The organism is Bacillus cereus group sp. MYBK222-1 (assembly GCF_051916425.1).
GTDB lineage: Bacteria > Bacillota > Bacilli > Bacillales > Bacillaceae_G > Bacillus_A > Bacillus_A paranthracis.
On record NZ_JBQAGP010000002.1, the window covers coordinates 395,057 to 415,507 of the forward strand.

Sequence of the window (20,451 nt, forward strand, 5' to 3'; positions counted from 1 at the left end):
CTCATACTCACTCCTTATAGCATCATTTTTGCTTTCGTGAATACATGCTGTAATTCTTCCATTGATAAGTTCTCTTTTTCTAAAGATGCAAATAGTTCTTTTAACTCCATATGACGCTTTTGATCCTCTAATGCTGCAATATCGTATTCTAGCGGAACGTGTTTCACCGTTACATTCGCTTTTTCAAATAACTCTACGGCATACGGATGATTTTTATAATCCTGTGCATAATAAACTGCTGTAATACCACTTTGAATAATCGCCTTACAACATTGTAAACAAGGAAAATGCGTAACATAAATTTCCGCTTCCTCCGTTTTCACGCCAAATTTTGCACATTGTAACAAAGCATTCATTTCTGCATGAATTGTACGAACACAATGATTATCAATAACGTAGCATCCATCATCTATACAATGTACGCCACCTTTAATTGAACCATTATATCCACCAGCAATAATTCGTTTATCACGAACAATTGTCGCTCCTACTGCAAGCCTTGTACATGTACTACGTAAAGATAACAAATGGCTTTGCGTCATAAAATATTGATCCCATGAAATTCGTTCCATATTCTTCACCTACTTTTTTGTCTACTTGTAGTGTAGCGAATGAAGAAAAACTTCGTCAATCTTTTACGGAATAATAATTTGATCTTTTATTTTCTCCAAAGACTTCACACCAATCCCATCAATCTCTAACAAATCTTCTATTTTTTGAAACGGACCATGTTCCTCTCGATATTTCAAAATACTTTCTGCTTTCCGAGAACCAATACCTGTAATTTTTTCAAGTTGTTCTTTAGAAGCTGCATTTATTTGAACTTTTCCCTCTCCCTTTGAAACAGCAGCTACTTCTTGCACTTGTTCGTTTTTATTCGGTACGTAAAGAATCATTTGGTCTTGTACCATTTGTGCTAAATTTACCTTCATCCTATCTGCCTCAGGCAAAAAACCACCTGCTTTTTCAATAGCATCCTTGACCCGGTCCCCTTCTTTCATTTCATACACCCCCTCTTTAACAACAGCCCCTTTCATATCAATTACAATTATTTTTTTCTGCTGCTTTGTATCCGATATTTTCGGTTTACTTTTCTTCTCTATATCTTTCGCTTGAACATCCGTTGCAATAACTGATCGCTCTGTATGCTCATTCGTTTTCCAGAAAATAAGAAAAAGCACAGTTCCAATAATAGCAACTAATCCTAACCATTTCTTTGGAAAATCCCACATCATTTTTCACCTCTAATCATAAATTTATAACATCATTCATATTGTTTAGGAGAAAGCTGTTACGAAGGAGGGATGAAACATTGAACATAGGAATTATAGGGACAGGAAACATGGGGAATATACTAATCGATGCATTTTTAGAAACCCGTGCTGTCAAACCTTCGTGCCTTACGATCATTAATCGGACGCCCGCCAAAGCATATCATATAAAGGAAAAACACCCTTCTGTTCATATAGCCAAAACTATTGATGAGGTAATCGAACGATCACATCTTATTTTTATTTGCGTAAAGCCGATAGATATATACCCAATCTTGCAAAAATACGCTGAACATTTTTCTGATGAAAAGTGCTTAGTTTCTATCACAAGTCCAATATCTCCATCACAATTAGAGACACTTGTACCTTGCCATGTTGCCCGTATTATTCCGAGCATTACAAACCGCGCCCTATCCGGCGCATCACTATTTACATTTGGAAGTAACTGCTCTGAAGAATGGCAACAAAAACTATTTCGCTTATTCAAAAACATTTCTACTCCCCTTGTAATAGAAGAAGATATAACGCGCGTTTCATCTGATATAGCAAGCTGCGGCCCTGCATTCTTTAGTTATTTATTACAATGTTTCATTAATGCTGCTGTAGATAAAACAAATATTACACATGAAGAAGCCACTACTTTAGTAAGTGAAATGGTCGTTGGAATGGGGAAACTACTCGAAAAAGGAATTTTCACATTGCCTACTTTACAAGAAAAAGTATGTGTGAAAGGCGGCGTTACAGGAGAAGGTATTCGGGTTTTAGAAGAACATGTTGGAGATATGTTTCATAAATTAATCGAGCGGACACACGAGAAATTTGATGAAGATTTAAAATGCGTTGATCAGCAATTCAATAAACACACATAACAAATACGTCATCGTCATTCCAAATCCTTTTTATAAATACTTAATTTTTCACATTACATTTTTACTTAAACTAGCTTTTTCACAATCCACGTATGTCATTTTCTTATTATCCTAGAACTAAAATTACAGCTTCTTCACAAAACAAAAGCAACCTTCTCGGTTGCTTTTGTTTTATCCGTTTTTCTTCGCCATGAAGAAAATACGCTCTGTTTGTTCTGTAACTTCAAGTCGCTCAAAGTCACCAGTTACACGAAGCACTGTAAAACCAGCTTCTTCAAGCCATTTCGTTAACTCTTCAACCGGATATGCACGTTGTACGTGACATTCGTCAAAACGATGGTACACATCTTCTTCTGGGTCTTGAACAAAGAATGTTAAATCATGTTCTACACTGTTTGGATCTTCACCAGGGAAGCAATTCCAAATAAGAGATATTTCTTCTCCATTCACTGTGTATGTTTCATTTTGAAATACATGATGTATTTTATATAAAGAATGTACATCAAATAAAAACAAACCATCTTGACGTAAATGATGAAACACTCTTCGGAATGTTTCTTGCACTCCATCTTCTTGCAATACATAGTTTAATGAATCACAAAAGATCGTTACACAGTCAAACTCACCTGGAACATCAAGCTCCCGCATATCTTGTTGGTAAAAAGGAATAAAATATCCTGCCTCGCCTAGTTTTTGCTGTGCGACTGCTAACATTTCTTCCGAAAGATCGACACCGATTACATCGTAACCCTTTTGTACAAGCGGAAGCGTTACATTACCAGTACCGCATGCTACATCAAGAATCTTCGCCTCTTTCATATCCGCTTGCTGCAAGCTTTCCTCTGTGAATTCCACCCATTTATCATAAGGGACATCATTCATTAGTTCATCGTACAGCAACGCAAATTGTTCGTAGTTCATTGGCCTAACTCTTCTGTAATATCTTCACGTGGCACATCGCCCCATAGACGCTCTAAATTATAGTGATTACGCTCATCTTTATGGAATACATGAGCAACTACATCTCCAAGGTCAACTAATACCCAGCGAGCTTCGTCAAAACCTTCCATACGTTGTACGTCGATTTGGAACTCGTGTGCTTTCGCTTTAATTTCACGTGCAATTGCTTGCACTTGCTTATCTGAATTACCGTGACAAATAATGAAATAATCTGCAATTGGTGAAATACCTTGCATATTTAGGACAACCATATCTTCTGCTCTCTTATCATCAGCTGCTTTTGCTGCTAATACTAATAAATCTTTATCTTTCATTTACTCATTTCCTCCTTGATAACTGCATTGTATGTTTGGAATGTTAATGGATAAATCGTTTGATCTTTTTCCATTAAAAATTGAATTGTTCTCTTTAGCGCAAATAATAAAGCTTGATCTATATCCGTATATGCGAGTTTACGAGCTTCCTCCACCCCTGGAAACTTTCGCCCAGGCTCAATGTAATCAGCTACATAAATTACTTTATCTAACATCGTCATTTTCTCATGACCACTTGTATGATATGTAATAGCTTGCAGGATTTCAGGATCTGTAATACCTACTTCTTTTTCTACTAAGTATGCCCCAACAGGTGCATGCCATAACTCTTTGTTATAACAAAGTAAATCTTTCGGCAAACCTTCACTTTTAATGATCTCTTCCATCTCTGAAATCGCTCTACACTTCGCATAATCATGGAATATAGCTGCAACTTCAGCCTTTTTTTCATCCACACCGTATAATTTAGCAAGTTCAATTGCCGTCTCCATTACACCAATTGTGTGTATATAACGTTTTTCATGCATTTGTTGTTTCACAATATGAAGTGCTTCCTCACGATTCATACAACCCATTCCTCTCGATATATACCTGTACTTTTTCAGGAAGTAAATATTTGCATGTTTTCTTCTCTTTATATCTCTCACGTAATAAAGATGAAGAAACTGCAAACTCCGGAATTTCTACAGTGGTGATAGGATAAGGTGTATGCAATGTATAACCCGGTCTTGCAACCCCAACAAACGTTACAAGATCAAGTAACGCTTCAATGTTATACCACTTCGGTAAATACTCAACCATATCTCCACCAATAATAAAGTGAAACTGCACATCCGGATGCTTCTTCGTTAATTGTAGCATAGTGTCATACGTATAAGATGGGCCCTTCCTGCTTAGCTCTTCTAAACAAATAGAAAAATGTTCCTCTTCCTCAGTCGCAAGTTCTAACATTTGTAAGCGACTTTCTACACTTGTAATATTCCGCCCTTGTTTATGCGGCGGAATTTGGTTCGGTAAGAACCATACTTCTTCTAAATTCAAAGCATGATATACTTCATTTGCAATGAGCAAATGTCCATAATGTGGCGGATCAAATGTACCACCAATGATGCCAATTTTTCTCAAAAGAAACGCCCCTTCCTTTTACATACAGCAACTCTCTTCATTTCCATCCGAAGAGAGTTTACTGTTAATAAAAGTTCAATTGGTTTCGATCTCTACACCATTACTAGTGATAAAAATAACATATGCTATTTTTATCGAGGAAGTTTAATTTGCTTGTTTTCTCTTGATTCTTTGTATAAAACAATTGTACTTCCAATTACTTGAACGATTTCCGCACGTGCACCTTTTGCAAGTTCTTCTGCAACTTCACGGCGATCGAATTCACAGTTTTGTAGCACACTTACTTTAAATAACTCACGAGCTTCTAAAGTATCTGCAATTTGTTTAATCATATTTTCATTTACTCCGCCTTTTCCTACTTGAAAAATTGGTGTTAAATGATGTGCTTGTGCACGTAAAAATCTTTTTTGTTTTCCTGTTAACATATATGTTAGCCTCCAAGCTTTCTTATAACTAATTGTTTCATTCGTTCAATATTCGGTACGCAACCTGTCCACATTTCAAATGCAAGCGCTCCTTGATAAACAAACATATCAATACCATTTTGAATGATTGCACCTTGCTCTTTCGCCTCACATAAAATTTTCGTTTCAAATGGATTATAAATTATATCTGATACAATCGTTCCCTTTTTCAACGAAGAAATTTGTAACGGCGTATGTTCGACACGTGGATGCATACCTATCGTTGTCGTCTGAATGATAATATCATAATTCTCTTGTTCTTCTGTTGCTTCCTCTAACGATAAAGCAACAGAATGAACAGTAGCCGTACATGCAGTAATAAGTTCTTTCGCCTTATCTACTGTACGATTCGCTACATCAATCTCTTTCACACCTACATCAGCAAGTGAAAAATAAATAGCTCGACTAGCACCACCTGCGCCAAGCAATAAAATACGTTTCTCTTGAAGTGGTTCACTACTAATTGACTGTAGCGCTTTGACAAAACCAATTCCATCTGTATTGTAGCCAATCAATTTCCCATCCTTATGAACCACCGTATTTACTGCACCAATTTGTTTTGCTAGCGGGTCAATCTCATCCAAATAATCCATAATCGCAACTTTGTGCGGAGTTGTTACATTAAATCCTGAAATACCTAACGCTTTTAAACCTCTTACTGCTTCCCCTAGCACTTCCTCTTTAACAAGAAAGGCATGATAATAGGCATCCATATTCAAGTGTTCAAATGCATCGTTATGCATAACGGGTGATAATGAATGTCCAATTGGATTTCCGATTACACCATATAATTGTTTCATAAATCCCTCTCCATATTAAATTAAAGATTTACGCAATGAAACACTTACTCCTTTTGGTACGTGTGCAACAATTTTTGCTCCCGGTTCGTTCACAGTAACCCATCCTAATCCAGAGAATACAACATCCGTTTTTGGTTCACGAATATTAAACTCGTATTTCACTAACTCTGGCATATTTTCTAATTCTTCTGGTGTTGGCGGGCTTAGTAAATCCCCTGCATGATTTTTATACAATTCATCTGCTTTCTCAAGCTTTGTACGATGGATTGTTAAACGATTTGAGAAGTGACAAGTAAATGCGCGACGACCGCCACTTACGTAATCAAAACGTGCCAATCCGCTAAAGAACAATGTTTGTTCTTCATTTAATTGGAATACCATTGGCTTAATTTCTTTTGTTGGTGTAATAAGCTTTAAGCTTTGTTTTCCAACATAATGAGCCATTTGATGGTGGTTAATAATACCTGGCGTATCATATAAAGAAGATTCTTCGTCTAACGGGATATCAATTAAATCAAGCGTTGTTCCTGGGAAATGAGATGTTGTAATTACATTTTCAGTCTCATCACTAAATTCTTTAATCATACGATTAATGAATGTTGATTTCCCTACATTTGTACATCCAACAACGTAAACATCTTTTCCGCCGCGGTAATACTCAATCGCATCTGCCAGCTCAGCAATCCCTTGTCCTTTCGCTGCACTAATTAAAAAGACATCTTCTGGCTTTAATCCTAGCTGCTTTGCACTATAGCGCATCCAATGCTTTACTTTATCATGTTTTACTGACTTAGGAATTAAATCCGCTTTATTCCCAACAAGTAATACTTTATTATTTCCCACGAAACGATGTAAGCCAGGTAACCAGCTACCATTAAAGTCGAAAATATCTACAATTTTAACTACTAACGCATCCGATTTTCCAATACCGTTTAGAATACGTAGGAAATCATCATCTGTTAATGAGACATCTTGAATTTCGTTATAATGTTTCAATCGAAAACAGCGTTGACAAATGACTTGTTCTTTTTCTAAAGATGAGGCAGGAGCATATCCCACTTCATTTTTATCTTCTGTTTGAATTTCTACACCGCAACCAATACATTTAATTGTTTCAGTCAAACTTTATTCCTCCCAGTTAATTAAACCTTTTTTCTTCATGTTTCTCATAATTCTTCGTTCAATTTTTCGATTAAAGCGCGTTACTAATCCGTCTGTTTGTGCTACTGGTACAACTAAAATTGTATGCAGTCCAACTCGGTTTCCACCTAGCACATCTGTCAGTAACTGATCCCCAATTACTACAACTTCATCTGGTTGCAACTGCATCTCTCGTATCGCACGCTTAAACGCACGAACAAATGGCTTACGCGCACTATGAATAAATGGAATGCCTAATGGATCAGCAAAATCTTTCACTCGTTGCTCATTATTATTTGAAACGACCGTTACTTGAATGCCTTGCTCTTTCATTTTCAAAAACCATTCTTCAAGTTGTGGCGTTGCATTTGGACGATCCCATTCAATTAAAGTGTTATCTAAATCAGTAATAACACCTTTAATTCCACGTTTCTTCAAATCTTCTGGTTGAACATGATATACATTTTTCACATATTCATTTGGTAAAAATAGTTTCAATTTCTTTCACCTCTTTGAGGAGTTTTCATAAAAATTTTTCGACAACATATTTCGATATATGGCCTGTGGATAAAATTGTACACATTTTCCACATTAATTTTTCGGTTAATTTGGAATTTACTAACAATCTATACACATTTTATCCACCTAGGTATGTGGATAACCACCCGTTTGTGACTGTCATATTTTTTTGGTACATTAAATGCAACAACGAATCAATCCTTATATTATTAGGAGGTGACTCACCTTGAAAACAAAACATATGGAACAGTTATCTACTGAGTTACTCACTGAGTCTTATTATAAAGCAAAAGAACTAAAATTAAATCCCGACTTCATTTTACTTATAAAACAAGAAATTATTAGACGCTCATTAGAGGACAAGCTCGTCAAATCGTCTTGATTACATATAAAGTGAAATTTTAAGTAACTAACTTGTAAAAAGAGCCATCCTGCGATGGCTCTCGAATAAACAAGTACTCCCATCTAGGGAATTTCATCATTACGCATCTTTGTCCATAAATCTTACTTACAGTTATAAAATCTTTTTTACTTATGAGCCAATCGAGTAGCAATCTTTTCACCAAGGCGAAGCTCTTGTCCACTCTTCAATTCTTGCACTACTTCTATCATATCTTTTTCAAACAATAACACAACTGTTGAACCGAATGTAAAGTATGCCATTTCTTCACCTTTTTGAACAGTGTCTCTTTCATGCAGCAGCTCAATACTATTTACGAACATAGCTCCTACTTTTACAAGCGCCATATGTTCACCGTCACTATTCACTTCTGTAACGGAGCGATAGTTTTTTGACAATGGTTCTTTCCCGTATTCCATACCAGCTGCATTTACCGGATATGATTTTCTACCGAGTACAAATCTTTCAATCACAGAACCAGAAAGCGGACTATGAATACGATGATAATGACTTGGGCTTAAATAAATAACCATATATGTACCACCTGCATATCGCTGTGCACGTTCTTCATTACCTAGCATATCCACAATCGAATAACGCTTGCCTTTAATATCAAATGTTTTTGTGTCCTCAATAGGACCGTGATCAGCAAAAACACCATCAACAGGACTAACGATACTCGATGCATCTGTATCAATACTACGCTTTCCTTCTTTTAGCTTACGTGTAAATAATTCATGCAATGTTCTATATTCCTTCAAACCCTTTTCCATCTCATCTTGATTAATTTGAAATACTTTCGCATACGATGGAATAATGATAGAGCTCAAACGAGATTGTGCAAATTTACGTAATATATAAGAAGTAAAACGACCATTTGTAAGTTCGATCATAAGTCGATATAATGTACGTCGCAAATTGCGGAACCTCCTAATCAGTCTATAACTTTAGCTTCCCCTTCTTTTCCTTCTATATCATATGTAAAATTAGTTCTTATTCCCACATATCATATAGAACCGCCATATTATACATGCAGAAAACTAAGTACGGTATCATTCTTAAATTGTTTAGCACCTTCTAATATTACAGATAGAATCCGTCATTTTCAACAGTGAACATGGATTTCTTCTGAACACAACTCTTTTTCTTTCCTTATTTCCAAAAAGAAAAGCAGCCCATTTTAAAATACGGCTGCTTGTAATGTACATTATTCTTTTGCTTTTTTCTCTTTCTCTGCTCTTACAAATTCATGGAACATTTTCATTAAAGCGCGCTTTTCAATTCTTGATACGTAGCTTCTGGAAATACCAAGTGCCTTCGCAATCTCTCGTTGCGTCTTCTCCTTATCAAGCCCCAGTCCAAAACGCTTCACGATTACTTCTTTCTCTCGTTCGTCTAAAATATCGATATACTCTTTAATCTTTTCTAACTCCATACTAAGCTGGATCATATCAATTACATCTTCAGACTCTGATTTTAATATATCAATAAGCGATATTTCATTCCCCTCTTTATCTTGCCCGATTGGATCATGAAGTGAAACGTCCTTTTTCGTTTTCTTTAATACACGTAAATGCATCAAAATTTCATTTTCAATACAGCGTGCTGCGTACGTCGCAAGTTTTGTACCTTTTCCTGCCGAATAGCTCTCGATTGCTTTAATGAGCCCGATTGTACCAATTGAAATTAAATCTTCTGCATCTTCCCCTGTATTTTCAAATTTTTTAACGATATGAGCTACAAGCCGTAAATTATGTTCAATTAACAGATTCCTCGCTTGAGCATCACCTTGCTCCATTAACTCTAAGTACTTTCTCTCATCGTCTGATGATAATGGCTGCGGAAACGCATTGTTCTTCACATAAGAAACAAAAACAAACACTTCTCGAACCATATATCCAATTGCGGCGAATAGACTCAAACCTTTCACCTCCGCCAAAATAGTGGTCTTTACTAAGTGTATGTGGGCATGAGGTTGTTTGTGTCTGTACGATATCATTCCCGTATGTTTTTAAGCATAATAATTGTCTCATAAAGCTTCACTACGTATACTTAAACAAAAGATTGGAGAGTGGAATATGAAATATTTCATTTCCCTCTTGTACCTGAGTAGCTTGTAAGAGATGAACTCCTTGTACGCTCTTGCAAGCTACTTGTACTACAAGGAGGGATTACAAATATGAAATTTGAAAGAACACGTGCTTATACAAGACACCAACGTCAACGTACAATGCGTCGAAAAATGAATATTGCAAAACACACATGGGGATATACTCCTGAAATTGCCGGTATTTTTGCAAAAGGAAAAGTTCACTGTTCTTGTGGAATGTGTACAATAAAGTGGAGAACAGAAGGACCGCCTGCTAGTGTACAGAAGTGGTTATATAAAATTGATACATACGAAGAATAATCGTTCTTTCTAAAAAAGGTCTTCTCTCGAAGACCTTTTTCCCTATTTAAAAGTTTATTTACTCCAAATTTTCTCCCCAGTATGCGCATCAATATAACGAATTTCTCGACTACAGTCGAAGGATTCTTTATGATTTTCATACGTTGTTTGTTTATACAATAGTTCGTAAATTGTTTCCTCTACCTCATTTTCTAAAAACCATTCTAAATGAACTCGCATGGCCCCTCTGTATATTTCTAACGCTTTTTCCTTTGTTACTTTTGGTGTTGTTTCGTATGTGAGCAATTCTTTTATAAAATTGCTAGACTCTCCAGAGTAGTGCATCACAGCACCATTCTCTGTATTAATATTAATCATAATATATTTTCCCTCTACTTGAATGTCATTTACATATATTGAAAAGGAAAATCTCTCAATTCCATCTTCCTTTTCATAATTATCCCAAAGTTGAACATAATTGGTTGCATCCGGAATAATATGCTCCAAAAATTGAAGTGCTTTGTCTAAACATTGGTCTCTAGATAAGAGCGTTTTCCTTTCTCGCTCATCCTTCCACATTAAACAGGAAAGTAATTGATTTGTTTCTTTATCTAAAGTAATTACAACGAAGTTATCATGTTTCAATATCGGGGAATACTTTTTATAGAATTCCTCCATTGAATATGCATCTTTCTCTTTTCTTTCTTTTTGTAATTCTTTCTCCAGTACAAATCTCATCTGAATTTCATACCTATCCTCTTTTTCATCTACTTTTATAAATTTTTCTTTATCCCAATCTAATAAATCGAGCACATCTTTTCTTTCACTGTTTTTTATCGCTTTAACAACCGGTACTGTAGAAGCTATTCTATAGTGATCTGGCCCAAACAAATCTTTGCCTGTACTTGCTTTAATAAACGCATGGCTAGGATCTGGTTCATATACAAGATGGTACCCTTTTACTTCTTCTCCATTTTCATACTCACATGAGGAGTGTGTTAAATCTACAAATGCAAGTCTCATATCTTGTCTAGCCTTCAAATTTTCTAAGACGACGTTCTCCTCAACAATATCACTTGGCCATAACGGTTTTTTCTCGATAGCTTTTTGTCCATTATAATGAAAATGCATCACATCACCTAATGGATGTACTAGCACAACACACCCCGTATTCGGCAATGGATAGCCATTCACTTCTTGCATATAATTTACTTCTTTCCAACCACGCCTGTCGTCCTTAACAGTTACATATGTATAAAATTCATATCCTTCTTTTGTATATTTTGTTAAAAATATATTTGCAATCTCTCTCGCTTGATTTTCCTCTAGAGCTTCCTTATCGTCCGAAAAAGAATTTTCATCATCTATACTAAATTCAATTAAATTACCAGTATGTCTATTCAGCGTAATTTGTATCGTTCTCTCTTCATCCTCTTTATGCTCCCACCATAATAGATGATACGGGTCATCTACGCCTTCTTGATCGTCTACAACAAGTCTATAATCATCTGGAATGTTGATCATATGAGCCACTTGCTCTTTTCTTTCTATATCTTTTTGATTCATCATACCGCCCCCTTGTTACAATTTAAGGTAATTATAACAAACAAAACCAAAGGATAATAAACAAAAAAGACTAGAGATATCTCTAGTCTTCTACTTCGTTTCACGATGTAACGTTACCCGTTTTAATCGTGGACAATATTTTTTTAGTTCGATACGCTCTGGATTGTTTCGTTTATTCTTTTTAGAAATATAATTACGATCACCGCACTCCGTACAAGCTAGTGTAATATTTACACGCATATGTAATTCTCCTTTCTTTTAAAGATCGCAAACTAAATCGTAATGATTGCGATTTATATATTATATAACTTCATTCTATTTGTCAATTGCAAAATAAAAGGGATCTAAATAGAACCCTTTTATTTAAGTAATCTATACCTTGTATTAAAATGTCTCATATGTAACAAACTCACTAATTGGTTTTCTATATCCTCGTGGGCGAATTTTAGTAGTATCACTTTTTCCTATCGTAATCATTAAAACAGGTACTACATGCTCTGGCATATTCAATTCACCTTGTACTGCTTTCTCATCAAAACCGATCATTGGACACGTATCATATCCATAATACTTAGCTGCGTACATAAAAGTCATCGCACTTAGCGAAGCATTTCTAATCGCTTCCTCTTCCATGAAGCGTTCTCCTTTTCCTTCATATAACCCTTTCGTTTGCTTAATTGTATCTTCATACTCACATTCATCAATCATCTTTAAAACCTTCATACCGAAATAAATATTTTCGACATTTTGGTATGCTCTCTTGTCACCACAAACAAGTATTACCGCAGATGCACTCGATACTTTATATTGTCCGAAGGCTAACTCTTTTAATCTTTCTTTGCGCTCTTGATCACGAATTACAACATAATGTGTATGTTGCAAATTGTAACAAGATGGAGAAAGCTTTGTGAGCTCAAATATTTTTTTAAAGTCCTCATCTGGGATTTCTATTCCTTGTACAAATTTCATTGCAGAACGTCTAGCAATTGCTAATTCTTCAAAGTTCACCGTATAGCCTCCTTAATAACTATAAATTCAAATACACATTAATTTATACAAATGAATAAATCAAATAAAAACACTTTAAATTATCGAGAATAATGATGATTTGCAAAAAAAGACAAAAAGCTGAAACAATTAGTTCATACGAAATTCACACGAATCTATTACTATAGAAACTGTACATAGTGAACTTATTAACAATCACGTTTATTTATATAAAATTTTATTTGAAAGGAGTTGAAAGTATGAAAACTAAATATCGTTTTATGATCTCATCATTTGCTGCTTGCGCCTACATGATTTGGTGTTTAGTATAATAACAACCTCACTTGTAAATAGGAAAAGGTGTGTATATAAATGGAATATAATCAATCAACAGTTAACTACTGGAAAGCTTTTGTACTACCATATACATTTGCTTTAGAAGAGTTAAAAACTAAATTTGAAATTATGAACCGGGAAGCCCAATTTTTAGAGGATTACAACCCGTTTGAACATATAAAAACAAGATTAAAACAACCTGAAAGTATTATTAAAAAACTTGAGCGTAAAAATTTATTACCGACAGTTGAAAATGCGCAAACGCATTTACAAGACATCATTGGCATTCGTATTACATGTTGCTTCGTAGAAGATATCTATCATTTGAAAGAAGTCATTCAAAAGCGTGAAGATATGGAAATCATAGAGGTAAAAGATTATATCGCTAATCCAAAACAAAATGGATATAAAAGTTTACACATGATTATTAAATATCCTTTATCACTGAATTCTGGTACAAAAGAAGTCTTTGCAGAAATTCAGTTACGTACGCTCGCAATGGACTTTTGGGCAAGTTTAGAACATAAACTTTATTATAAATATGAAGGGAAAATACCTGATTATTTAAAAGATGAACTACATGATGCCGCAATGAAAGCTGAGGATCTTGATAATAAAATGGCAACCATTCGCCAAGATATTGATGATATCGAAGCATGCTCAGATTAAATTATGTTGCCACTATAAAAAAAGGTTCTCGCCAATGAGAACCTTTTTGCGCTATTTACGGAAAATTTCACTTTATTTCTTCTCTATCGTGCGAACCTCTTCAATTTTCCAGCCATCCTCTTCTTTTCCAAGTGCATACTGTACTTTTTTCTGAAGAGTGATTTCTCCATCTATTTCCTTTTCTTTTGTTTCAACAACAACATACCCTGCTTTACTAGCTTTTATGTCTATATGTTCCAATTCAATTTTCTTATTTCCCTTTTGAAAAGCTGCTTCTTTTTGCGTTTTTAAGTCTTCGGCACTAGGCATCTTCTTTGAAAATAATTCTATATGTTCAGCAAGATTTTTTTCATTGGTTGTCCTTACAAATTTATCCATAACATCTTGAATCGATTTCTCTTCTTCTTTCGTTATTTGTACCTTTCCTTCAGCTTTTGTAGTAGCTTTTTGTTCTATCTGATTCTCTTTAGATTGACATCCAACTAGCAATAATACACCTATTAGAAAGAGTCCTATCCCCCTGAAAAAAGCTCTCATCTTCCCATCTCCTAAAAAGAAAAGTGAGGCATTTCGCCTCACTTTCGTTTATAATTAGCGTCTTCCTTTATTCGGGTCGCCACCGCCAACAATATCAAAGACACGTTTCGCGATATTTGTATTCTCTTGAACGCCAGAGAACAAGTATTTACCAGGGCCAAATGCATATACGTTTACATCTTCTCCTGTATGTCCACCTGTTGTCCATCCTGTAACCGAACGCTTATTGAAAATATCTTCAATCGCATTATCAATCTTTGTTACATCTTTTGAAGGAGCAATATCATTTACCGCTTTAATTTCTTCAGGTGTTAATTGTAAATCAATATATTTTTTCAATGTTTCTTCTACATTTGCACCGTTTGCAATCTCATTTGCCATAAAGTCTGGTGTGCGTTTTGCAGCTTTAATTGGATCTACTTTAAAGTTATACTCACCATTTGCACCTAAAGATAATCCACCAGTAGCGTGGTCTGCCGTTGCAATAACTAACGTATTTTTATCTTTTTTCGCAAACTCAATCGCAGCTTTAAATGCTTTTTCAAAGTCTTCCATTTCACTCATTGCACCAACGATATCATTATCGTGTCCTGCCCAGTCAATTTGACTTCCTTCAACCATTAAAAAGAAACCTTTTTTATTTTTGTTCAAACGCTCAATTGCTGCATTTGTCATTTCTTCTAATGAAGGTGTCTTCTCATTGCGGTCAATCATTTTATCTAAACCGCCTGGTGCAAATAAACCAAGAATTTGATCATTTTTATCATTTAACAATTGATCTCTATCTGTTACGTAACTATAACCAGATTTCTTAAATTCTTCTGTAAGATTGCGATCTTTTCTAACAAAGTTTTTTACGCCGCCGCCAAGCATAACATCTACTTTATGCTTCCCTTTAATTTTCTCATCAAAATAATCATTTGCAATTGCGTCCATATTTTTACGACTAATGTCATGCGCACCGAAAGCAGCTGGTGTTGCATGTGTAATTTCAGAAGTAGCAACTAGTCCTGTTGATTTCCCCTTTTCTTTCGCTTGTTCAAGAACAGTTTTCACTTCTGCTTTATCATTATCAACTGCAATTGCCGCATTATATGTTTTAATTCCTGCTGACATAGCTGTTGCTGCAGATGCAGAGTCTGTGATATTTTCATGTTCATCTTCTGGATATGTCTTTTGTGTTCCTACAAGATGTTTATCAAACTCTGTAGATTCCATCTCAAAAGTTTTTGGATTATCTTTCATATAACGGTGAGCTGTCATATATGAAGGGCCCATACCATCCCCAATTAATACAATGACATTTTTAATCTTTGCATTGCTTCCGTTCTCATCTGCACTCACTTCACTAGAACGTGTAAAATTCCATGTTGCTACCGAAGTAACTGCTAATGATGCCACAACTGCAAATGGCCATGCTTTTTTCACAAACTTTTTCACTGTCTTGTCCCCCTAATTACGTTATTCATTTCCCACTATCAAATCTAATAGAAGACTATTAAGAGAAAATTAGTTATATGTAAATTTTTTGTTAACTTATGTAAATATCAGTTATAATTTGTATAAGTTTGTCTTTTCATATCAACCATTTTCACCTTTACAATCAAAATATAAACAAGTTGGATTTCATTTAACGTAAATCTCTTATTTAACATTTTCCATCTACTTTTATGAAAATTAATAGAAATGTGGTGAACATGTATGAAAATAATAAAGCTAGATGAAACTTTTATTTTTGATTTACTCGACCTTTGCAAATCTATTGGATGGTTACAAAATAAAGCATTTATGAAAAAACAATTCGAAATGTACCTTTCTCTCGGTACACTTGTCGGTTATATGCATGAAAATAAACTGATTGCAGCTGGAGGCGTATTTCCTTTTAAAGATAGGTTTTCTACTATTGGCATGTTAATCGTCCATCCTCATTTTCAAAGACGAGGTATCGGGCGTATTTTGCTTAATCACTGCTTAGAACACACTCACCCAAAACAACCAATTGCACTTATTGCAACAAAAGCTGGCGAGCCTCTGTATACATCATGCGGATTTCAAACAGTAACGACGATTCATCGTTTTGAAAAACAAACTACTAAGACACATATCACTCATCCAAAACAAGTAAAAGAAAAAGATCTTATATCGCTTATTTCTCTCGATCAAAGTACAACTGGTGCCGATCGTTATTTACTTTATTCATTACTATTCCCAAGAACGAGCCACTCTTTTAAAATTGAGAGACATAACTGTATAGAAGCTTTTTCCTTATGCATACAAAAGGGGAATGTATTATGTATCAATCCACTTATCGCCAAACGAGAAGAAGATGCTATTCAATTACTACAAAACATATGTGAATGTTGGAATGGCACAGTAAGAATTGATGTCCCACATTCACAATTTTCATTTCGCAAATTTCTTCAAACAGAACATTTCCAAGAAACGCTCCTTTCACCTCTTATGATCAAAAATGGTAGCCAACTTCCTGGAAATCGTAATATGCTATTTGCTATGATAGATACAGCGTTATGTTAGAAAGGGGACACCTAATTGAAGCGATTTAGCTATTTTATGGTAGGTTGTCTTACTCTTACACTATTAGTAGGATGTAGTGCAGCAGAAAAGCCAGTAGAACAAGTAAAACAAGTTAAAAATACACTTACAGCAAAACTAGCTACCGAGGAAAAAATGGTAGAAATAGATGGTCAAACCATTTACTTCAAAAAGATTGGCAATGAAAAACCACCTTTACTTATGATCCATGGATTTGGAGGATCGTCAGATGGTTTTCAAAAGATTTACTCAGACTTAGCAAAAGATCATACAATTATTTCTGTAGATGCTTTAGGATTCGGGCGCTCATCTAAGCCGATGGATTTTTATTATTCTTTCCCAACTCATGCAAATTTGTATTATAAATTAATGAAAAAACTAGGTTACGATTCGTTTGCAATATTGGGCCACTCAATGGGCGGAGAAATTTCTCTTAATTTAACATATTTATATCCAGAATCCGTTACCCACCTTATTTTAACTGATGCTACGGGCGGTCCTCATACACTCGTTAATAAACAAGGATCACCAAGACCACAGTTGTCGACTGATTTAAATACCGTTTCTGCCATTGCAGATTATGATGAGAGCAAAGTGAAATTTAAACGTAATGATGAAGAGCATTACAATAAAATGAAATTATGGCCTAGACGTCTTCAAATCAACGCAAATGAAATAAAACAACCGACCTTAATTATATGGGGAAGAAATGATAGTAGCGTTTCGTGGAAAGAAGGAGAAACGTATCATCAATTCTTAAAAAATAGCACTTTCCATATTATCGAGAAAGGCTATCACGCACCATTTCGTCAGGAACCACAGGAGTTTGTAGGGTATGTGAAAGATTTCTTTGGCAAAAACCCTATAATAACTGAAAAATAAACGGGTATCTCATTTTGAGATACCCGTTTTCATATATTAAGCAGCTTGCTTTTGGCGTTTTTGAGTTTTTGAACCTAATACTTTCGGAATAACGAAACCATCTATTCCAAATTTACCAGCATTCATACCAGAAACTAGAACGAACATTGATAGAATAACCATTTCAGGATTCACACCAATTGACCCACTAAACATATAGGAAAAGTTCATTACAAGACCGAAAAAGACCGCTGTTTTTGTTAAACAGCCTACAATTAAACCAATTCCGACTAAAATTTCTCCCCACGTTACAAGTGTATTAAATAGATCAACGTTTGGAATTGCGAAATCTTGTAAAAATGATGCCCACCAAGATTGAACAGCCGGTTGTGCTCCTTTAGATTTTTCAATTGCACCTTGTAAATAACCCGTTGCATCGAATCCTTTTCCTTGTAGTTTACCAATTCCAGCCATTAACCATGTGTAACCAAGATACACTCGAATTACCGCTAACACAAAAGAAACTGCTTTGTTTTCTCTTAAAAATTGAATAACCATATATTCCTCCTAAATTTGTAATTAAGTTAGTTACAAGTTATAAAATAACATTAGTTACTTATTTTTAAAATGTTAATTATGAATAATTCATGACATGTGTATGAAACATTAAAAACTAACGTTTATATAGTAACTTTTATTACCTGTAAAAACTTGAACATATCATACCATAAGTGATAATGGTTTTCATTGAAGAAAATGTAAAAAAAATGTGAGTTAAATGTGAAACACGTTTATTCGAATATAGAATAAACGTGTTTCACACTACTTATATAATCGAAATGTATGTGTCTCTTTATCAATTAACCGTGCTTCTTCAAAAACCTCTCCTAACGTTTTTTCATGGTTAATAAGCCCGTAAAATAAGCGTATTGTAAACATAAGTGCTGCATTTCCATCTACATAATCTATCGATCCAATATACGATTTCGCACCACTACGTAAGAAAGATTCTGCTAGTTTTTGTTCCCCTAACGTACACCCACTATTTACAATATTTGTATTATGCAATTTTGCATATTTATAAATTTCTTCTGCACCAAAGTATCCTCTCGGTTCATCTTGTTCATATATATCTTCACCTAACTCTTCCATGACAAACTTTCCTTCCTCACCATGAAAGCAAAAAACGACATAATTAATATCGTTATATAAACCCTTTCCAGAAAGAATGTCGATGAATTCTTTCGGTCTACCAATCCAGTACGTTATAACTTTCGCCCCAAAGTATTCAAGTGATGCTCGGATTGATTGTGCCTCTAAATCAGAATTAAAGCCAACTACTAGTGCAACATTCCACATACACCCACCATCCTATAATTAGATCTCCTCAATCAAAATTTTAAGGGATACATCCATTTCATATATACCCGTTTCTTGCAAAAAATCAGCTCTAGTTAAAACGACTTTTTGTAAATATTGCCGATACGCAGTAATTGTCCCGTCGTGAGATACAATGCAAATTCTTTCAGCGCCTAGCTGACAACACCAAAGAAGAAATTCATCTACGATTTGCTGAAAACGATTCTCTGGAATAGTATTTATACCTTCCGTCCATAGCTGTTTATTTGTACTTTTCTCTATCAAAAAATGTGGAAATAAATTTGTTATTACCCCCTGATCTACTATGTGATCACATGGTAATGTTGTCGCTCCTTCTCGATAAGGAAAAATACGTGGGGATACATATGGGTGGACAATTTTTTGACAAGCTACTTTCGCACTCCATATTGTTGCCGTTTGTAAAGTTCTAATTGTAGGACTAGCAATTAATATATCCGTTTCTTGCAAGGGTACATTGCATTGAAGTAATTTAGCCTGATTCCTTCCCTCATCCGTTAACGGTGGATGAGGCACTTGTAAACTTGATGGCGAATCTTTTGTATGTTCTCCTTCACCGTGCCGAACAAAGATGAGTTTCATCCCCATCCTCCTCTCACTATAAAATCCTCTTACATATTTCTTCCCTATTCCATCCTTTATTCCTGCTATATGAAACATCGATATGTAAAAAATATTTGACACAACAAATTGGAAAACATTACAATTATATGTGTAAAATACTTTTTACAAGAGAGAGGAGAAACATGCATATGAAATGGCTAACTATCTTAATTGGCATGATTATATGGGGGTATATAAACGGATTTTTTAGCAGTGATAAAACTGCTAACCCTTGGATTACAGATGATGAACGCGAAACAAAAATTAAGCAAAAGGCAATCATTGCAAGCTGGTCCGGTGTTTTTATGTTTTGTACCATTAATCTCTTAAACAAATGGTTAGGTATAGAAACGAGTAATACATCACCATACTTACCAACTTCTGTCGCAACTATTTTAAAAGAAAATGTAGAGTTACAAATTTTATTTATGCTATTTATTACGTATGGCATATTTTACGTATACTATCGAAGAAAATTAAGCGCTTAACTTTTTATCTCATGATTATCCTCCTAAATGGTTATAGTAATTAGGACAAGATGAAAGGAAAGGAGCGATAGAAAAATGAGTAACTCGAATGACTTTTTAGATACACTGCATGAAAAACAAGCAAAAGATGAACAAAATAGAAAACGTCAAGGGAACGGAAACCCAGCGAAAAAAAAGCCAAATAAAACACATAAATAATAAT

Annotated in this window: 28 protein-coding genes; 8 read left to right on the forward strand and 20 right to left on the reverse strand. The window is 34.9% G+C overall.

The window, feature by feature from the left end:
- Positions 1-14: 14 nt before the first annotated feature.
- The gene (locus ACTFR9_RS14055; RefSeq protein ID WP_000439783.1) at positions 15-572 is read right to left on the reverse strand and encodes a ComE operon protein 2; all 558 of its coding nucleotides are present in this window, start codon (positions 570-572) and stop codon (positions 15-17) included.
- 63 nt (positions 573-635) lie between these two features.
- Entirely contained in the window at positions 636-1,235 is a 600-nt protein-coding gene (locus tag ACTFR9_RS14060) for a helix-hairpin-helix domain-containing protein (protein ID WP_000989939.1), read from the reverse strand.
- Positions 1,236-1,312: 77 nt separating this feature from the next.
- On the opposite strand from ACTFR9_RS14060, the gene comER reads away from it, so the two are divergent.
- Complete coding sequence (gene comER / locus ACTFR9_RS14065; protein ID WP_001020541.1) at positions 1,313-2,140, forward strand: late competence protein ComER; 828 nt, start codon at positions 1,313-1,315, stop codon at positions 2,138-2,140.
- 171 nt (positions 2,141-2,311) lie between these two features.
- Here the strand turns inward: comER and ACTFR9_RS14070 are convergent, their stop codons facing one another.
- From ACTFR9_RS14070 to ACTFR9_RS14105, 8 genes are all read right to left on the reverse strand, one after another.
- Positions 2,312-3,061, reverse strand: a complete 750-nt coding sequence (locus ACTFR9_RS14070; RefSeq protein WP_001105567.1) for a class I SAM-dependent DNA methyltransferase — start codon at positions 3,059-3,061, stop codon at positions 2,312-2,314.
- Positions 3,058-3,414, reverse strand: a complete 357-nt coding sequence (gene rsfS / locus ACTFR9_RS14075; protein ID WP_000653200.1) for a ribosome silencing factor — start codon at positions 3,412-3,414, stop codon at positions 3,058-3,060. The genes ACTFR9_RS14070 and rsfS overlap by 4 nt, the downstream gene beginning before the upstream one ends.
- Positions 3,411-3,980, reverse strand: coding sequence for a bis(5'-nucleosyl)-tetraphosphatase (symmetrical) YqeK (gene yqeK / locus ACTFR9_RS14080; protein ID WP_001078246.1), 570 nt, complete (start codon positions 3,978-3,980; stop codon positions 3,411-3,413). Before yqeK ends, rsfS begins: the two co-directional genes overlap by 4 nt.
- A complete protein-coding gene (nadD, locus tag ACTFR9_RS14085; protein ID WP_001226058.1) occupies positions 3,970-4,539 on the reverse strand; it encodes a nicotinate-nucleotide adenylyltransferase in 570 nt (189 codons plus the stop codon). Before nadD ends, yqeK begins: the two co-directional genes overlap by 11 nt.
- Positions 4,540-4,670: 131 nt before the next feature.
- Positions 4,671-4,964: a ribosome assembly RNA-binding protein YhbY gene (gene yhbY, locus ACTFR9_RS14090; RefSeq protein ID WP_000955224.1), complete on the reverse strand. Its 294-nt coding sequence runs from the start codon at positions 4,962-4,964 to the stop codon at positions 4,671-4,673.
- A 5-nt stretch (positions 4,965-4,969) separates the two neighbouring features.
- On the reverse strand, positions 4,970-5,803 hold the full coding sequence (aroE, locus tag ACTFR9_RS14095; RefSeq protein WP_000812102.1) for a shikimate dehydrogenase: 834 nt from the start codon (positions 5,801-5,803) through the stop codon (positions 4,970-4,972).
- A 15-nt stretch (positions 5,804-5,818) separates the two neighbouring features.
- Positions 5,819-6,925, reverse strand: a complete 1,107-nt coding sequence (gene yqeH, locus ACTFR9_RS14100) for a ribosome biogenesis GTPase YqeH (protein WP_000140795.1) — start codon at positions 6,923-6,925, stop codon at positions 5,819-5,821.
- A gap of 3 nt (positions 6,926-6,928) precedes the next feature.
- Positions 6,929-7,441 carry a YqeG family HAD IIIA-type phosphatase gene (locus tag ACTFR9_RS14105; protein ID WP_000765311.1) on the reverse strand — a complete coding sequence of 171 codons (513 nt, stop codon included), beginning with the start codon at positions 7,439-7,441 and terminating at the stop codon, positions 6,929-6,931.
- A gap of 247 nt (positions 7,442-7,688) precedes the next feature.
- Here ACTFR9_RS14105 and ACTFR9_RS14110 point away from each other — a divergent pair, with 247 nt between their 5' ends.
- The gene (locus ACTFR9_RS14110; RefSeq protein WP_000850094.1) at positions 7,689-7,844 is read left to right on the forward strand and encodes a sporulation histidine kinase inhibitor Sda; all 156 of its coding nucleotides are present in this window, start codon (positions 7,689-7,691) and stop codon (positions 7,842-7,844) included.
- Between the two features lie 146 nt (positions 7,845-7,990).
- On the opposite strand, the gene ACTFR9_RS14115 is transcribed toward ACTFR9_RS14110, so the two are convergent.
- On the reverse strand, positions 7,991-8,779 hold the full coding sequence (locus ACTFR9_RS14115) for a phosphatidylserine decarboxylase (protein ID WP_048557583.1): 789 nt from the start codon (positions 8,777-8,779) through the stop codon (positions 7,991-7,993).
- Between the two features lie 290 nt (positions 8,780-9,069).
- Positions 9,070-9,783 carry an RNA polymerase sporulation sigma factor SigK gene (gene sigK, locus ACTFR9_RS14120; protein WP_000051382.1) on the reverse strand — a complete coding sequence of 238 codons (714 nt, stop codon included), beginning with the start codon at positions 9,781-9,783 and terminating at the stop codon, positions 9,070-9,072.
- A gap of 258 nt (positions 9,784-10,041) precedes the next feature.
- Here sigK and ACTFR9_RS14125 point away from each other — a divergent pair, with 258 nt between their 5' ends.
- Positions 10,042-10,272, forward strand: coding sequence for a hypothetical protein (locus tag ACTFR9_RS14125; RefSeq protein WP_000667454.1), 231 nt, complete (start codon positions 10,042-10,044; stop codon positions 10,270-10,272).
- Between the two features lie 54 nt (positions 10,273-10,326).
- Here ACTFR9_RS14125 and ACTFR9_RS14130 read toward each other — a convergent pair whose 3' ends face one another.
- The 3 genes from ACTFR9_RS14130 to ACTFR9_RS14140 form a co-directional block, all read right to left on the reverse strand.
- On the reverse strand, positions 10,327-11,820 hold the full coding sequence (locus ACTFR9_RS14130; RefSeq protein WP_229136241.1) for a YcdB/YcdC domain-containing protein: 1,494 nt from the start codon (positions 11,818-11,820) through the stop codon (positions 10,327-10,329).
- A gap of 87 nt (positions 11,821-11,907) precedes the next feature.
- Positions 11,908-12,057: a 50S ribosomal protein L33 gene (rpmG, locus tag ACTFR9_RS14135; RefSeq protein ID WP_001265617.1), complete on the reverse strand. Its 150-nt coding sequence runs from the start codon at positions 12,055-12,057 to the stop codon at positions 11,908-11,910.
- 144 nt (positions 12,058-12,201) lie between these two features.
- Positions 12,202-12,825 carry a nitroreductase family protein gene (locus ACTFR9_RS14140; RefSeq protein WP_001008505.1) on the reverse strand — a complete coding sequence of 208 codons (624 nt, stop codon included), beginning with the start codon at positions 12,823-12,825 and terminating at the stop codon, positions 12,202-12,204.
- 351 nt (positions 12,826-13,176) lie between these two features.
- Here ACTFR9_RS14140 and ACTFR9_RS14145 point away from each other — a divergent pair, with 351 nt between their 5' ends.
- On the forward strand, positions 13,177-13,809 hold the full coding sequence (locus tag ACTFR9_RS14145; RefSeq protein ID WP_440048997.1) for a GTP pyrophosphokinase: 633 nt from the start codon (positions 13,177-13,179) through the stop codon (positions 13,807-13,809).
- A gap of 72 nt (positions 13,810-13,881) precedes the next feature.
- On the opposite strand, the gene ACTFR9_RS14150 is transcribed toward ACTFR9_RS14145, so the two are convergent.
- Both ACTFR9_RS14150 and ACTFR9_RS14155 read right to left on the reverse strand, forming a co-directional pair.
- Complete coding sequence (locus ACTFR9_RS14150; RefSeq protein ID WP_001201009.1) at positions 13,882-14,346, reverse strand: hypothetical protein; 465 nt, start codon at positions 14,344-14,346, stop codon at positions 13,882-13,884.
- 54 nt (positions 14,347-14,400) lie between these two features.
- Entirely contained in the window at positions 14,401-15,786 is a 1,386-nt protein-coding gene (locus ACTFR9_RS14155; RefSeq protein WP_000714927.1) for an alkaline phosphatase, read from the reverse strand.
- Between the two features lie 261 nt (positions 15,787-16,047).
- Between ACTFR9_RS14155 and ACTFR9_RS14160 the strand changes: the two genes are divergently transcribed.
- Together ACTFR9_RS14160 and ACTFR9_RS14165 are read left to right on the forward strand one after the other, a co-directional pair.
- The gene (locus ACTFR9_RS14160) at positions 16,048-16,881 is read left to right on the forward strand and encodes a GNAT family N-acetyltransferase (protein ID WP_000691518.1); all 834 of its coding nucleotides are present in this window, start codon (positions 16,048-16,050) and stop codon (positions 16,879-16,881) included.
- A 15-nt stretch (positions 16,882-16,896) separates the two neighbouring features.
- On the forward strand, positions 16,897-17,781 hold the full coding sequence (locus ACTFR9_RS14165) for an alpha/beta fold hydrolase (protein WP_000819828.1): 885 nt from the start codon (positions 16,897-16,899) through the stop codon (positions 17,779-17,781).
- Positions 17,782-17,817: 36 nt separating this feature from the next.
- Here ACTFR9_RS14165 and ACTFR9_RS14170 read toward each other — a convergent pair whose 3' ends face one another.
- From ACTFR9_RS14170 to ACTFR9_RS14180, 3 genes are all read right to left on the reverse strand, one after another.
- Complete coding sequence (locus tag ACTFR9_RS14170; protein ID WP_000236600.1) at positions 17,818-18,318, reverse strand: DoxX family protein; 501 nt, start codon at positions 18,316-18,318, stop codon at positions 17,818-17,820.
- 264 nt (positions 18,319-18,582) lie between these two features.
- Positions 18,583-19,119, reverse strand: a complete 537-nt coding sequence (locus ACTFR9_RS14175; RefSeq protein ID WP_000267385.1) for a hypothetical protein — start codon at positions 19,117-19,119, stop codon at positions 18,583-18,585.
- Positions 19,120-19,137: 18 nt separating this feature from the next.
- Positions 19,138-19,740 (reverse strand): histidine phosphatase family protein, encoded by a 603-nt coding sequence (locus ACTFR9_RS14180; RefSeq protein WP_000766621.1) that lies wholly within the window; start codon positions 19,738-19,740, stop codon positions 19,138-19,140.
- Between the two features lie 170 nt (positions 19,741-19,910).
- Between ACTFR9_RS14180 and ACTFR9_RS14185 the strand changes: the two genes are divergently transcribed.
- Positions 19,911-20,249: a hypothetical protein gene (locus ACTFR9_RS14185; protein WP_000871756.1), complete on the forward strand. Its 339-nt coding sequence runs from the start codon at positions 19,911-19,913 to the stop codon at positions 20,247-20,249.
- A gap of 75 nt (positions 20,250-20,324) precedes the next feature.
- Positions 20,325-20,447, forward strand: a complete 123-nt coding sequence (locus ACTFR9_RS14190) for a DUF4023 domain-containing protein (protein ID WP_000071861.1) — start codon at positions 20,325-20,327, stop codon at positions 20,445-20,447.
- Positions 20,448-20,451 lie beyond the last annotated feature (4 nt).